This window comes from Pirellulales bacterium, assembly GCA_036499395.1.
Taxonomy (GTDB): Bacteria; Planctomycetota; Planctomycetia; order Pirellulales; family JACPPG01; genus JACPPG01.
Window position 1 is genome coordinate 425,290 of sequence record DASYDW010000063.1, and the last position, 15,137, is coordinate 440,426.

Annotated in this window: 10 protein-coding genes; 6 read left to right on the forward strand and 4 right to left on the reverse strand. The window is 60.8% G+C overall.

Annotation, left to right across the window (positions count from 1 at the left end; all coding sequences use genetic code 11):
• Positions 1-16 precede the first annotated feature (16 nt).
• Positions 17-1,174, reverse strand: coding sequence for a DUF1559 domain-containing protein (locus tag VGN12_11015; GenBank protein HEY4309973.1), 1,158 nt, complete (start codon positions 1,172-1,174; stop codon positions 17-19).
• Between the two features lie 551 nt (positions 1,175-1,725).
• Here VGN12_11015 and VGN12_11020 point away from each other — a divergent pair.
• The 4 genes from VGN12_11020 (at position 1,726) to gnd (ending at position 6,193) form a co-directional block, all read left to right on the forward strand.
• Entirely contained in the window at positions 1,726-3,228 is a 1,503-nt protein-coding gene (locus VGN12_11020; protein ID HEY4309974.1) for a circularly permuted type 2 ATP-grasp protein, read from the forward strand.
• Positions 3,222-4,205: an alpha-E domain-containing protein gene (locus VGN12_11025; GenBank protein ID HEY4309975.1), complete on the forward strand. Its 984-nt coding sequence runs from the start codon at positions 3,222-3,224 to the stop codon at positions 4,203-4,205. The genes VGN12_11020 and VGN12_11025 overlap by 7 nt, the downstream gene beginning before the upstream one ends.
• Positions 4,206-4,339: 134 nt before the next feature.
• Positions 4,340-5,095 carry a 6-phosphogluconolactonase gene (gene pgl / locus VGN12_11030; protein HEY4309976.1) on the forward strand — a complete coding sequence of 252 codons (756 nt, stop codon included), beginning with the start codon at positions 4,340-4,342 and terminating at the stop codon, positions 5,093-5,095.
• Between the two features lie 87 nt (positions 5,096-5,182).
• A complete protein-coding gene (gene gnd, locus VGN12_11035) occupies positions 5,183-6,193 on the forward strand; it encodes a decarboxylating 6-phosphogluconate dehydrogenase (protein HEY4309977.1) in 1,011 nt (336 codons plus the stop codon).
• A gap of 344 nt (positions 6,194-6,537) precedes the next feature.
• Here the strand turns inward: gnd and VGN12_11040 are convergent, their stop codons facing one another.
• On the reverse strand, positions 6,538-7,443 hold the full coding sequence (locus tag VGN12_11040; protein ID HEY4309978.1) for a cysteine hydrolase family protein: 906 nt from the start codon (positions 7,441-7,443) through the stop codon (positions 6,538-6,540).
• Between the two features lie 307 nt (positions 7,444-7,750).
• Between VGN12_11040 and VGN12_11045 the strand changes: the two genes are divergently transcribed.
• The gene (locus VGN12_11045) at positions 7,751-10,708 is read left to right on the forward strand and encodes a PSD1 and planctomycete cytochrome C domain-containing protein (GenBank protein HEY4309979.1); all 2,958 of its coding nucleotides are present in this window, start codon (positions 7,751-7,753) and stop codon (positions 10,706-10,708) included.
• A gap of 12 nt (positions 10,709-10,720) precedes the next feature.
• On the forward strand, positions 10,721-12,199 hold the full coding sequence (locus VGN12_11050) for a DUF1501 domain-containing protein (GenBank protein HEY4309980.1): 1,479 nt from the start codon (positions 10,721-10,723) through the stop codon (positions 12,197-12,199).
• Between the two features lie 40 nt (positions 12,200-12,239).
• Here VGN12_11050 and VGN12_11055 read toward each other — a convergent pair whose 3' ends face one another.
• Entirely contained in the window at positions 12,240-12,821 is a 582-nt protein-coding gene (locus VGN12_11055) for an NAD(P)H-dependent oxidoreductase (protein HEY4309981.1), read from the reverse strand.
• Positions 12,822-12,917: 96 nt separating this feature from the next.
• Positions 12,918-14,288, reverse strand: coding sequence for a PQQ-binding-like beta-propeller repeat protein (locus VGN12_11060; protein HEY4309982.1), 1,371 nt, complete (start codon positions 14,286-14,288; stop codon positions 12,918-12,920).
• Positions 14,289-15,137 lie beyond the last annotated feature (849 nt).

Consider the following 15,137-nt stretch of genomic DNA (forward strand, 5'->3'; position numbering starts at 1 on the left):
TCGGCATGAACCGTCTTCACGGTGCCGCCACATTTTCTCCGCCGGCGCGCGTGGAGAGCGCCTGGTAGACGCCGACCGGCCCGCTCTCGATCCAATTAGCGGGCGTGCCCCGCGTGAGGATCGTTCTGTCGCGCGACGACCCTTGCGGCACGTAGTTCACCGCATCGATCGCCTGATCGACGAAGCGGACGCTGCCATCAGCAAAGAGAAAGTTCGCACCGCCGGGATGCGACGAGCGAAAGCCGCTCATGCGATGATTGGCCGGAAACTCATGCGCGCTACTGTTGCAGGCGCCGGGCGCTTGCGCCAGAAAAACGTGTGCGCGGTTCGCCAATGTCTGCAGGACCGGATACTGGTTGAGCGGCATGATCGTCGTACCGAAAGGCCCGCCCGAGATGTAACCGTCGAACCAGGAAACGTCGGCAAAGATCCAGCCCCAGAACGGCAGTTGTTCACCACTTTGAAGCCCGTCAAGCTGTTCGCCGATGGCAGGCGCGCTGTCGGTAAGATTTCGCCGGGCGGGCCAGCGTTTGCCCTGCGCTCCTTCGCCCATCAGGAACGTGTGGCTCAGCCCATCGCCGATCGCGGCGGCGGTCGTTCGAAGGTTGATCGCAAATATCCCGCGCTCCCAAGCGGGTACGACCTCGCCATGATCACACAGCGCGTCGTTCACGCCGGCCGAAAAAATGTAATCTTGTGCACCGAACATAAACGTCCGGACCGGCGCCTCCGCCAGGCCGGTGCGGATCGTGGCCTGGATCGGATTCTCTTTGTCGTCCGAAGGGCAAATGAATGTGCTGATCGAACATGCGACCAGGCTGGGTGATTGGGCAAACCAATCTGCGGCGTTCTTGCTCGTGTCATAGAGAGACGCGATCGCGGCCTGCTGCAGGTGAGGCAATAACAGTGTGCAGGCGCTCGGCCCGAAGTCCGCTGTGGTCGCATCGTGCGGATTCGCCTGCAACAGGCAACCCGAGACGAATACTCCGTGCGTCCCGAGATAAGCGTGATGGGCGAGCCCTAACTGCCGCAAGTTATTTTGGCACTGCGCGCGACGCGCGGCTTCGCGCGCCGCATGCACGGTGGGGAGTAACAAGGCGACAAGAATCCCGACGATCGCGGCGACGATCAGAACTTCAATCAGCGTGAAGCCGGCGCGCAACGTGGATTGCATCGCGATATTCCCTCTCTGCAAAGCCGAAGAGAACCTGCGGCAAGAAAGGAAACGCTCAATGGGCCGATCGAACGAGCGGCCCAACAAAAAGACTAAGGCTTTTTCCAGCCGCTTGCTACAAGTTTTTGGCGGTTCGCAGGACCCGTTTCCCGAGAACGCTGGCACCTGGAAATGCCTCGGTTCGGCAGCCCCGGTCGAAATAACCGGCCGGTCTGGCCCTTTCCCAGCCTGCCCGAATTGCCTTTCAACAGGCGCTAGCTCTGCTATACTCAAGCCTCGTGGTCGAAATTCCGCGTTCAGGCCGGTTTCGCACGCCTGGCCACTGACGCGAGTCGGCAGCCCATGCCGATATCCATTCCGGCCACTTCGCATCGCCCGCCCGAGCTAGCTGCTTGGAGATGTGCTACTGCGCCCTAGACTTGTGCGTAGCGGCCTTCCGTACCAGGGGCGGCTCCTGGGTTCATGGAATGAGATCGATGTCCTTGCGCGGCTATGATATGGGCGCGCCTGGAAATCCGATCGCGGCTTGAAAGACCGGAGGAATTCCGCAGATGCGTTTCGAAGCATACGAGACCGGCACGTTTTACGACGAGATGTTCGACCACGGCGGCCAGCCCCGAGCAGGCGCCGCAATGCTCGTCCGAAAGATCGAGGCTCTCAGCCTCAACGAAATCAAGAAATGCCAGCAGGCGGCCGAACTGGCCCTGCTGAACATGGGCATCACCTTCAACGTCTACGGTCACGAGGCCGGCACCGAAAAGGTGTGGCCCTTCGACATCGTGCCGCGCATCATCGAATCGCACGAATGGGAGCAAATCGAACGCGGCCTGCGCCAGCGCATCACGGCGATGAACTTGTTCATCGACGACGTCTATCACGATCAAAAGATCGTCCGCGATCGCATCATCCCCGAAGAGCTACTGCACTCGGGCAAGTGCTACCTGTCTCCCTGCGCCGGACTGAATCCGCCGCGCGGGGTGTGGTGCCACATCTCGGGCATCGACCTGGTGCGCGACGCCGACGGACGCTTCTATGTCCTCGAAGACAACATGCGCTGCCCGTCGGGCGTGTCGTATGTGCTGGAAAACCGCGAAGTGATGAAGCGGACTTTTCCACAAGTGTTCGAGGGGCTGTGCGTGCGGCCGGTTGACGATTATCCCGACCGCTTGCTCGAGACCTTGCAGTATGTCGCCCCGCCGGGAGTGCTGGAGCCGGTCGTGGTGCTGCTGACGCCGGGCGTCTACAACTCGGCCTACTTCGAACATTCGTTCCTGGCCCAGCAAATGGGGATCGAGCTGGTCACCGGCTCGGACCTGGTGGTCAGCGAAGGGTACGTCTACATGCGGACGACCAATGGTCTGCGCCGCGTGGACGTGATTTATCGCCGCATCGACGACGATTTCCTCGACCCTCTCGAATTGCGTTCAGATTCACTGCTGGGCGTGCCCGGCTTGTTGGACGCCTATCGTAACGGACGCGTAGCTCTGGCCAACGCTCCCGGAACGGGCATCGCCGACGACAAGGCAGTCTACGCCTATGTGCCCGAGATCATTCGTTATTACCTCGGCGAGGACCCGCTGTTGTCGAATGTGCCGACGTTCGTCTGCTCGGACGAAAAGCACCGTCAACACGTGCTGTCGAATCTCGACAAGTTCGTCGTTAAAGAAGCGAACGGCTCGGGCGGCTACGGCATGTTGATGGGACCGATGGCTTCGAAGAGCGAGCGGGACAAGTTTCACGATCTCATCTCGCACGATCCGCGCAAATACATCGCTCAGCCGATGCTGTCGATCAGTCGAGTACCGACGATCGTGGACGAATCGTTCGAGGGACGCCACGTCGATCTGCGTCCTTACATCTTGTACGGCAAGGAAATCTACGTGCTGCCGGGCGGTTTGACGCGGGTGGCGCTCGAGAAAGGTTCGATGGTCGTGAACAGCTCGCAAGGCGGCGGCAGCAAGGACACCTGGGTCCTGGGCGCCCGCGTCGAAGATAGCTTTACGATAAATGGAGAGCCAACCGTGGCCGCGCCGGTGGAGGCCACTTCATGCTGAGCAGGGTTGCTGATTCGATCTTTTGGATGAACCGCTATATCGAGCGGGCTGAGAATGTCGCGCGTTTCATCGAGGTGAATTTGCACCTCACGCTCGGTCTGAACAACGGCTTCGGTAACCAGTGGGAGCCACTGGTGATCACGACCGGCGATCACGAGAATTTCATCGAGCGCTACGGCGTCGCCACGCAGAAAAACGTGATCGACTTCCTGACGTTCGACAAGGACAATCCCAACTCGATCGTCTCGTGCCTGCGCTCGGCACGTGAAAACGCCCGCAGCGTGCGCGAGATCATCTCGTCGGCGATGTGGCTGGAACTGAACAAGTTCTATTTGACGGTACGTGGCGCCTCGCACGGCTGGTCGATGACCCGCGCACACGACTTTTTCGACCAGATCATCACCTCCAGCCACCTGCTGGCAGGCATTACCGACGCCACGATGTCGCACGGCGAGGCCTGGCATTTTGCCCGCATGGGCCTGTTGCTCGAACGCGCCGACAAGACGTCGCGCATCTTGGACGTGAAATACTTCATCCTGCTGCCGGCCATCCGGGACGTGGGAACGCCACTCGACACGATCCAATGGGCGGCACTCTTGAAGTCGGCCAGCGCCCTGGAAATGTACCGCAAGAGCCGGGGCCGTATCACGCCCAGCTCGGTGGTCGACTTCTTGATTCTGGACCGGCACTTTCCGCGGTCGATCCGTTTCTGCTTGCTTGCCGCCGAAGATTCGTTGCACCGCATCACCGGCAGCGACCACGGCACGTTTGCCAACGCGGCCGAGCAGCGGTTGGGCCGGCTGCGCGCCGAGCTCGATTACACGCAGGTCAACGATATCATCAGCCAGGGCCTGCACGAGTATCTCGATCAGTTTCAGACCAAGCTGAACCTGGCCGGGGAAGGAATCTCGGAAACATTCTTCGCGCCGCGCCCGGTGGGCGCCCCCACGTTGGTGATGCAACGGCAGTATCAGTAGAATTGCCGTTTGACGTCGATCGGTTTTCCATCGACGCCGACGCAGTTCCATGTCGCTCGCAGCGGCGGTCTCTGCCGTTTGGGTAGTGCTTCTTCGCTGCGAACCGGCGCGACAACAGCGCAAACAAGGACGTTATGAAATCGGAAGTCATTGTCCTATCCGATGGCGACCAGCTCGCCGCCGCGGCTGCCCAGCGGATTGTGGACGCCGCCACGAGCGCGATCGCCGCGCGCGGTCAATTCACACTCGCCCTGGCCGGCGGGCATACGCCGGAAAAAACGTATGGGCTGCTGACGCAGGCCCCGCTATTGGGCAAGATCGACGGGACCAAGACGTGGCTCTTCTTCGGCGACGAGCGTTTCGTGCCGCTCGACGACCCGCGCAGCAATTACGCAATGGCGCAGCGCGTGCTATTGAAAGCGGCGCCCATCCCTGCGGATCACGTCTTCCCAGCGCCGGTCGAACAAAGCTCGCCCGCCGCCGCGGCCGCGGAATACGAGCGGCAATTGTCCGGTTTCTTCAAGCTGCCTGCAGGTTCGCCGCCGCCAATTCTTGACCTAATCTTGCTAGGGCTCGGGGATGACGGTCATACGGCTTCACTGTTCCCTGGTGCCCCCGCCTTACAAGAAACCAGGTCCTGGGTCACGTCCAGCCCGCCCGGCGTATTGCCACCGCCGGTCGATCGCGTGACGTTTACGTTTCCGACGCTCAACGCAGCGCGCCAGGTATTGTTCTTGGTCGCTGGCGCCAATAAGGCCGAAGCCGTGCGCGATGTCATCGAGCGCCATGCGTCCGTCGCAACACGCCCCGCGGCGGGCGTGCATCCCGAATATGGTACGCTTACCTGGCTCTTAGACACCGCAGCCGCGAAGCTGCTAGAAAACAAATAGGCGCCGCTATCGGCTACCCCTTCGCGACTAGCTACCAGCAACTGACCACCAACTACTGCCTTCTGCCCACTAAATAAGGAGATACCCATGCAATTAGGAATGATTGGACTTGGCCGCATGGGGGCGAACATGGTCCGCCGGCTGATCAAAGGGGGGCATCAATGCGTCGTCTACGATCGCAATGCCGAAGCGGTGCAGGAGTTGGCGAAGGAAGGAGCTACCGGCGCGTCGTCGATTGAAGATTTCATTGCAAAACTGAAGGGACCGCGCGCCGTGTGGTTGATGGTGCCCGCCGCGGTCGTTGAAAGCTCGGTCAAGGATCTGGCCGGCCGACTGGCGAAGGATGACATCCTGATCGACGGCGGTAACTCGTATTACATCGACGATATTCGCCGGGCCGCCGATCTCGCCCCCAAAGGCATTCACTACGTCGATGTGGGCACTTCGGGCGGCGTGTGGGGGCTCGAACGCGGCTACTGCATGATGATCGGCGGCGATGAAACGGCCGTGAAGCGGCTCGACCCCATCTTCAAAACGCTTGCTCCCGGCGTCGGCTCGATCGATCGTACGCCGGGCCGCGAAAAACTCGGCGGCAGCGCCGAGCAAGGCTATCTGCACTGCGGCCCATCGGGCGCCGGGCACTTCGTGAAGATGGTGCATAACGGCATCGAGTACGGCATCATGGCCGCCTACGCCGAAGGGCTGAACATTCTGAAGCATGCCAACGTCGGCAAACATACGCGCGAAATCGACGCCGAGACCACTCCGCTGCGCAACCCGGAACATTATCAGTTCGATTTGAATCTGGCCGACGTGGCCGAGGTGTGGCGTCGCGGCAGCGTGATCGCCTCGTGGCTATTGGACCTGACCGCTGCGGCACTGGCCAAGGATCCGCAACTGGATACCTTTACGGGCCGGGTCTCGGATTCTGGCGAAGGACGCTGGACGATCCTGGCCGCGATCGAAGAGGGCGCTCCGGCGCCGGTCCTGAGCACGGCCCTCTACCAACGCTTCACTTCCCGCGGCGAAGAAGAATTCGCCGACAAACTACTCTCGGCGATGCGCTTCGAATTCGGCGGGCACATCGAGAAGAAATAATCGATCGCCTGCTCTGCAGCCTTATAGACCTGCCACCGAGGGCACCGAGATCAAAGAGGATATTCCCATTCGTTTAATTCGCGGTTGAATTCCTTCTTCTGTAAGCCACGAAACGCACAAACCACGAATGACACGAGTCGCACGAATAAGAAATCTGTGGTAAGCAGCATCAACTGCTGACTTCTGGAAAATCTCTGTGGCCTCGGTGTGCTCCGTGGCTAATCTTCTTTATTCAGATTTGCCACAGAGGACACCGAGATCACTGAGGGTTGGGCAGGGTGGTGGCTGCTGTCGCACTGCTTCGACGAATTCTGTCACATCCTCCTCTAGCTACCGGCTACCGACTACTTCCCCGCATCTTCCTGGAACCGAAACGGCTCGCCCCCGAATAGGTCACTGCTCGCGATCGTCGGGCACCACGAACGTTCGACGTGCTCGACCATCAGATCGTTGCCGCGGAAGTGGTTCACAAACGGCCGCATCCGCGAGTTGTACATCGTGTCGGTCAGGTCGCGGACCAGCATCACATTCTTGCCAAGTTGCACCATCTGACGGATGGCAAACGACCGCCCGAGCACGCACATGTTCAGATGCACGCCGCAAATCAGGATGTTGTCGATGCCGCGCTTCTGGAGCAGGTTATAAACCTCCTGGCCATCGTCGCTGATGGCGTCGGCCGGCTCGATATCGATCAGGCTGATCTCGCGCTTCCAAGGGGAGTGGATTTCGCAGGTGGGCGTACAATCGCAGCCCATGTCCGAATCATCGATCGGCAACTCTGCTTCACGGCGCGGGTCGGGCCAGCACCACTTTGTTCCCCACCGCGTCGCCTGGGAAAGGGGTTGGGGCGCCTTCGCCGCGGGGGCATCCAGCGCGCGCTTGCGCTGCGGTGTGTCCTTATAAAAGTCGACGCACGTGCTGGGGCAGTGAATGACAAAGACACCCCGATCTCGCGCGGCATGCGCAAACTTATTGACGGATGGCGCCAATTCCGTCACCCGCCGCGCGGCGCCGCGGCACCAATGGTCGTCCCACATGTCGCAGATGATGAGGGCCGTTTTTTGCGGATCCCAGGTGACCGCCTTCTCGGTCGCGACGGGCTGGCTTTTTCCTGACGTGTCTTTGCTGACCGTACGGCTGCGAGCATGCAATTCGAGCGATTCGCCCCGATCGGCCGCGCCAAGATACGCCGTGCCGAGCAGCACACTGGTAATCATCGTCAGCAGAGTATTCCTTGCGCGGCAGTTCATGCGTGAAACCTTCAAAGACTCGGTACTCGGACGGAAAATCGGCATCACGATCAACGCGATTCTTCGACTGGTGCGGTCACGTGAATCCGCCCTCAGATTCGCCGCCCCCGTTCGGCCTGTCAACTGAACGGCGACCGACCCGGGACCGCCTGCTCGAAAGGGTTGTCGACCGTGGTACGTCGAAAAACTTGTGACCGGCGCGGGTCGTGTTAGACTGGGACGCAGGCTTCTAACGACCAGTCCTGCACTCCCACCTGCCGGCACGCTCTGCCTGCCTTGAGCCGGCTTCGACCTGCGATAATTCTGCATGATTGCCTGCATTACTGATGTCCGGCGTGGCGCCTGCATTCTCGCCCTCGTGTGGACCTGCTCGCACGCGGCGGTAAGTGTGGCGGCCGACGATGCGACGATCAAATTCAATCGCGATATCCGGCCGATCCTGGCCGAGAACTGTTTCACTTGCCACGGACCTGACAAGAACAAGCGCGAAGCTGACCTGCGTCTCGACACGCAGGCCGGTGCAATGGCCACGATCGGCGATCATCACCCGATCGTGCCGGGCAAGCCCGAAGAAAGCGAACTGATTGCGCGTGTCACGACCGACGACGAATCGCTGCGCATGCCCCCGCCGGCAACCGGCAAGCAACTCACGGCGCGACAAATCGAGCTGCTGCGGGCGTGGATCGCCGCGGGCGCCCCCTGGCAAGAGCATTGGTCGTACACACCGATCGAACGGCCGAAACTTTCGACCAACTCAAACGCCACCCATCCGATCGATGCGTTTCTCGCGTCGCGGCAGATCGAGGCGGGACTTTCGCCGGCTGCCGAAGCGGATCGCGTGACCTTGGCCCGGCGCTTGTCGTTCGATCTCGTCGGGCTACCGCCGGCGCCCGAAACGGTCGACGCGTTTGTGCATGACGAGCGCGAAGATGCCTACGAGCGATACGTCGATTCGCTGCTGGCGTCGCCGCACTATGGCGAGCGGATGGCCATGTACTGGCTCGACCTGGTGCGCTACGCCGACACCACCGGTATTCACGGCGATAATCATCGTGATGTTGCCCCGTACAGGGATTACGTGATCGGCGCATTCAACGCCAACATGCCGCTCGATCGGTTCATCGTCGAACAATTGGCCGGCGACCTGTTTCCGACGCCGACACTGGCTCAAAAGGTCGCGTCGGGCTACAACCGGATGAACATGACGACGACTGAAGGGGGCGCGCAGGCGAAAGAGTATATCGCCAAGTACGCCGCGGATCGGGTGCGTAACGCCTCGACGGTCTACCTCGGTGCGACGCTCGGATGCGCCGAATGCCACGATCACAAGTACGATCCCTTTACGACGAAGGACTTCTACAGCTTCGCGGCATTCTTCGCCGACGTGCAAGAGCAGCCGGTGGCGCTACCCGGCCCGGCGTTTCCTGTGCCCAGTTCGGATCAAGAGAAAAAGCTGGCCGAACTTGATGCAGCGCTACTAAAAGTGCGTGCCACACTCGATACGCAGACGCCCGAGTTGGACGCCGCGCAAGTCGCCTGGGAAGCGATAGCCCGCGAGCGATTAACAAATCCGCCGCAGCTCGCAACCTGGCAAGCGGTCGGGCCGTTCAAGGCCGACAGCTTCGAAGCGGCGTTTGATACGGCTTATGGTCCGGAAAAGGACATCGATCTAACGGCCACGTTCACGGATGCGCAGCTCGCTTGGTTGCCACATGCGGACTGGGCCGATGGCGCCGCGCACGAGTTACCCGCCGAGCGCGGAGCCATGTATCTGTACCGCACGATCGAATCGCCACGCGCCACGCCGCTCGTGATTTCGCTGGGCAGCGATGATGGGCTGCGAGTTTGGCACGATGGCAAGGAGGTGCATACGCAGCGCAAGAAGCGACCCGTCAAGCCGGACGAGGATCAGGTCACGCTGCAACTGCACCCGGGCACGAATCAGTTGCTATTAAAAGTGGTAAATGCCGAGGCCGGCGCCGGTTTTTATTTCCGCGTCGTCGAGGCCGATGTGCCAGCAGCGATGGCACCGCTGGTCGTGAAGCCCGCCTTAGAGCGTAACGAAGAAGGACGCAATGCAATCGCCAAATTCCATCGGGGCGTGGCTACGCTCTTAAATCCCGCGCGCGATCAACTGGCGGCGCTGGAAAAAGAGCGCAAAGAAGTCGACGCCGGCGTGCTGCGAACCCTGGTGGCAATGGCCGGCGAGCCGCGCATGACCCGTGTGCTGCCGCGCGGCAATTGGTTGAACGAATCGGGCGAGGTGGTCACACCAACCACGCCAGGTTTTCTGAAGCCGATCGCGGTCGAAGGACGCCGCCCCTCGCGGCTCGACCTGGCGCAGTGGATGGTGTCGCGCGATAACCCGCTCGTCGCACGGGTCTTCGTGAATCGGCTGTGGAAGCTGGCCTTCGGTCGTGGTCTGACAGCACCGCTCGACGATTTAGGAGCCCAGGGTTCGTGGCCCGTACACCTGGAGCTGATCGATTGGCTGGCCGCCGAACTCATCGACAGCGGCTGGGATATAAAGCATGTACTTCGGCTGATCGTCAGTTCCCATGCGTATCGGCGCAGCTCGCATACTTCGCCCGAGGCATTGCATGTCGACCCCTACAATCTATTGGTGGCGCGACAGGGTCGATTCCGACTCGAAGCGGAAATGGTGCGCGACAATGCGTTGGCCGTCAGCGGGTTATTGGTCCCCACGATCGGCGGGCGCAGCGTGAAGCCCTATCAGCCGCGCGGCTATTGGGCCCATTTGAATTTTCCAGTGCGCGAATACGAAGCCGACCATGGTCCGGATCTGTATCGCCGGGGGCTGTACACCTACTGGTGCCGCACGTTCCTGCACCCCAGCCTGCTGGCGTTTGATGCGCCCACGCGAGAGGAATGCACGGCTGAGAGAAATCGTTCGAACACGCCGACGCAGGCGCTCGTTTTACTAAACGACCCGATCTACGTCGAGGCGGCCCGCGTCTTCGCTGAGCATATTTTGCGACAGACGACGTTGCCGACAAACGATCGCATCAATTGGGCATTTCATCACGCCGTGTCACGTCCGGCGACGAACGACGAGTTGCAAATTCTCAACACGCTCTTGGAAAAGCATCGGCAGTACTATGCCGGCAATGCCGACGAGGCGCGCAAACTGGTGGCGGTGGGAGAAACCCCGGTTCCGGCGGACCTCGATCCGACCGAGCTGGCAGCCTGGACGTCGGTCGCGCGCACGATTCTCAATTTGCACGAAACGATTTCGCGGTATTAAGCGATCAAGACCATGAACGATCCACGTATTCTGAGTTCCGCGGACCGTGACGCGCTCGCTCGCGAGATTTGCCGCCGCACGTTTCTGGCCCGTGCCGGTGCGAATGTCGGCGCCTTGGCTCTGGCGTCGTTAGGGGCGCCGAACTTGCTGCGTGCCGGAGATTCAACCCCGCCACAAGCGCTACCGGCCGCTGGCCCTTGGCCGGGCGTGGTGCGCCCCTTGCATTTCGCCCCGCGCGTGAAGCGCGTGATTTATCTGTACATGGCGGGCGGCCCTTCGCATTTGGAAACGTTCGACTACAAGCCGAAGCTGGCCGAGATGCAAGGCCAGCCCATGCCCGAGTCGTATACCAAAGGACAGCCGATCGCGCAGTTGCAAAACGCCAAGCTGACCTGCCTGGCGCCGCAGCATCCCTTCGTGCGTTGCGGGCAGTCCGGGCAAGAGATTTCGAGCGTCTTTCCCCGCCTGGCGACCGTGGCCGACGAGATGTGCATCATTCGCTCACTGCACACCGATGCCATCAACCACGATCCGGCCCACACGTTCATGAACACGGGCACCACGATCTCGGGACGCCCGTCGATGGGGGCATGGTTGACCTACGGGCTCGGCAGCGACAGCGATGACCTGCCCGGCTTCGTCGTGATGACTTCGTTGGGGAAGTTTGGCCAGGCGCAGCCCATTGCGGCGCGGATGTGGCACAGCGGTTTTCTGCCCAGCCGTTTTCAGGGAGTCGAGTTTCGCTCGAAAGGGGACGCCGTCCTTTACCTCAGCAATCCGCCGGGCGTGGATCGCCAGCGGCAAGCCGAACTGGTCGACGCCGTGAAGACGTTGAACACGCAAGCAAATCAGACATTGGACGATCCCGAGATCGCGACGCGCGTCACCCAGTACGAAATGGCGTTTCGCATGCAAGCCAGTGTGCCCCACTTGCTCGACGTTTCGGATGAGCCCGCCCACGTCATGGAAATGTACGGTACGCAGGGGGCCGATGGATCATTCGGGGCGAACTGCCTGCTGGCGCGTCGGTTGGCCGAGCGCGGCGTGCGCTTCATTCAGTTGTACCATCGCGACTGGGATCATCACGGCAGCGTTAAGGAACACGTCAAGGGAACGGCGGCCGAAGTCGATCGCGGCGCCACGGCCCTAATCATGGACCTGAAGCAGCGCGGCATGCTGGACGAGACGTTAATCGTTTATGGTGGCGAGTTCGGCCGTACGCCAATGGCGCAGGGCAACGGCCGCGATCATCACATGCAAGGCTTTTCGATGTGGCTGGCCGGCGGCGGCATTCGCCGTGGCATCAGCTACGGGGCCACCGACGAATTAGGTTACAAGGCGGTTGAAAACCCGGTACACGTCAACGATCTGCACGCCACGATGCTGCACCTGTTCGGCATCGATCATGCGCGGCTGACGTACCGCTTCCAGGGACGCGACTTCCGCCTGACCGACGTCGCCGGACGCGTGATTCACGAAATCCTGGCCTGACGACATAAGTCTGCACGCAGCGTCTTCGCACCTGTCGCTGCTAGTTGTGCAGCTTCGCGAGCACGCGCGCTAGCTTGGCGCCGACTGCTTCGACGCGGGCTTGCAGCTTGACGTCCTTCAACGAGCCGTCGTCGGCAAATGCCGTGTGAGCGTTCATGACGGCCACCTGGTCCGGCAGCACCAGAACGTTGATGTTGCCCAGCACAGCACGCAGATGGACCAGTCCGCGCAGGCCGCCAAGCGCTCCGGGCGAGGCACTGATGAGCGCCGCCACCTTGTCGTTGAAGCAGGCCAGTGGGGGCTCGCCTGTCGCCGGGCGCGAGGCCCAATCGATGGCGTTCTTCAGCACGGCCGAAATCGAGCTGTTGTATTCGGGCGAAGAAATCAAAAAACCTTGATGAGCGAGCATCAGCTCCTTGAGCTTCATCGCACTGGCCGGCAGGCCCGAGCTGGCTTCGAGGTCGCCGTCGTACAGAGGCATCGCGAGGTCGCGCAGATCGATCACCGTGACTTCGGCCCCCGCGGCCTGGGCGCCGGCGGCGGCCAGCTTCACTAGCTTCTTGTTGAACGACGCTTCACGCGTGCTGCCGGCCATGGCCAGGATCTTCACAGCAGAACTCATCGGCGGATCTCTCATATGTCAGGTGTCAGTCGCCCCGCAGCGGCTTGACGTGCCAGCGCCTCAACGTGCATGAACGTCAGCCGAGGTCTGGCCGAGCTATTCTGCCTTGCCGGCGGCAATCTTGGCAGATTTTTGGACCGCGTACAAACGACGATCGCTGCGCAGCAACAGTTTATCGCCGGCGATCGCCGGCGTGGCCAGGCACATGTCGTCATCGGCCAAAGAATTGACGCGCACCACTTCGAAGTCCGGGCCTGCCTTGATGACGAACGTCTCGCCATACTCGCTCAGGCAAAAGACCTGTCCGTTGTACGCCCAGGGCGAGGCCGTGACCGCCTTCGCATTAGGAAGTCTTTTCTTTTCGTACAGCGCGGCGCCGGTCTGGGCATCGAAGCACGACGTCAGCCCCAGATCGGTAATCGAGTAGATCAACCCCTTGTAGAGCAGGATCGAGGGATTGTACGGCGCCGCTTTACGCTGGCACCAGGCGACGAAATCGTTGCTCGTCGCATCAGGCGCGAGCGTGATATCGCCGCTCGCGCCGGGACGGACAGCCACGATGGGCTTCTTGTTCCCCATGAAATAGCCCGAGCTGACGTACAGCAAGTTCGGGCCGGCCATCGGCGTCGGGATCGCGTTGCCGGACATGTCCCCCAGTTGCCACAGCATCTTTCCGTCCAGGTCGTAGGATCGCACGGCGCCACTGCCCGAGACAACGATCTCAGTCCGATCGGCGTGATTCCAAACGAACGGAGTCGACCAACTGCTTTTTTCGGGGCGCGGCGTGCGCCACATCTCGGCGCCGGTTTTCGTGTCGAGCGCTGAAAGGAACGATTGGTCCTCGTTGTCGTTCAAAACGTACAAGCGGTCGTTGAAGATCGCCGGCGAACCACCGGTCCCCCAGCCCGACGCGGTCTTGTAAGTGCCCAGGGTGCGCGACCAAAGAGGCTCGCCGTCGAGCGCATAGCAAAACACGCCCAGATTGCCGAAGTAGACATACAGGCGTTCGCCATCGGTGACCGGAGTCTCGGAAGCGTAGCTGTTTTTCAGATGCGACGATTCCGGCGGCAAACCGGTGTGGGCTACTTGTTCCCACAGCACTCGTCCGTCATTCAGGTCGAGGCATAGCACGCGCCACTGGTGCTCGCTTTTCGAAGGCTCGTCTCGATTCCCTCCCAGGTACAGGCCACGCTTGCGGTCCTTGTTCTTGACTTCTTCATCGTTGGTGACGGTGGTGACGAAGACCCGGTCGCCCCAGACAATCGGCGACGACCAACCACGGCCCGGCGTGTCTTGCTTCCAGGCGATGTTATCGGTCGAGCTCCAGGTATCCGGCAGATCAGGGTTGTCGGCAGTCCCCAGCGCCGCCGGCCCGCGAAACTGTGGCCACTGCGTGTCGGCCGCGCGCACGAGGCTCGTCGCGAAGAGAACGAGCACGATGAGAGCTAATTGCGCGGCAATAGGCATCTGCACATTCCTCGGCGGCAATGTAGGGGAGAGGCGCATGGGACGACAGCAACAGAGATAATACGACGGCACGGTCGACGCGAATCGCGTGATCGAACGTCGCGTCACTTAGTCAGGACGCTGGATCATGCGCCAGACCACCACGAAGCGCGATCAAGGTTCTCGCAGATTGCCAAAATAGTAAGTACGGGAAAGTTCGCCAGGAGATTGCTGTCATCACATTATTGGCTCAGGCGAACCTGCGATCGAATTCTACTTATACTATTCGCCCCGTTAGACGCTTCTGCATTCCCAGACTATCAGTGTTGACGTTGGGCACGGCAGTCTTCGATGAATAGGGGCCTTTTGGGTGGTGCGTACATGTCAGATTATTTGGTAATTTACGCAATCTGGGTTATTTTTCGAGATTGATTCCAACAACAAAGAGTCTTCTCGGGATGCACGAGCTTCTTTTTTTTCCACGGCGACCGTGTGGCGACTGGGTTTACGCGTCGATTAGGGACGAAAGTTGTTTGAATCCCCATGACCAACGTGGTACTCTTTTTCTGACGGTTGGCTAGTTGAAATTTCCGCGACCCCGCCAATGCGCGGGACCTCAACGGGGGGTCGCGGTCAGTTGCTAGCGAGGTTCGGAGCGAATGCTAAGAACGGATAACTTCTTGGCGTACTACCTACCTGCATCGCTCCAGAACAACGTCCCTCACTCGAATGCTCCCAACTTTCATGGATCGAGAGTGCGCGTTCCTGCTGCGCCAGCAGGTGGTCGCTCGCGATCCTATGAGACGCGGGGCAAGCTTAGTGTGGGCCAGGATCGTAGGTCCTGTCCGACACGGGCAGCGAGTAAGCGTA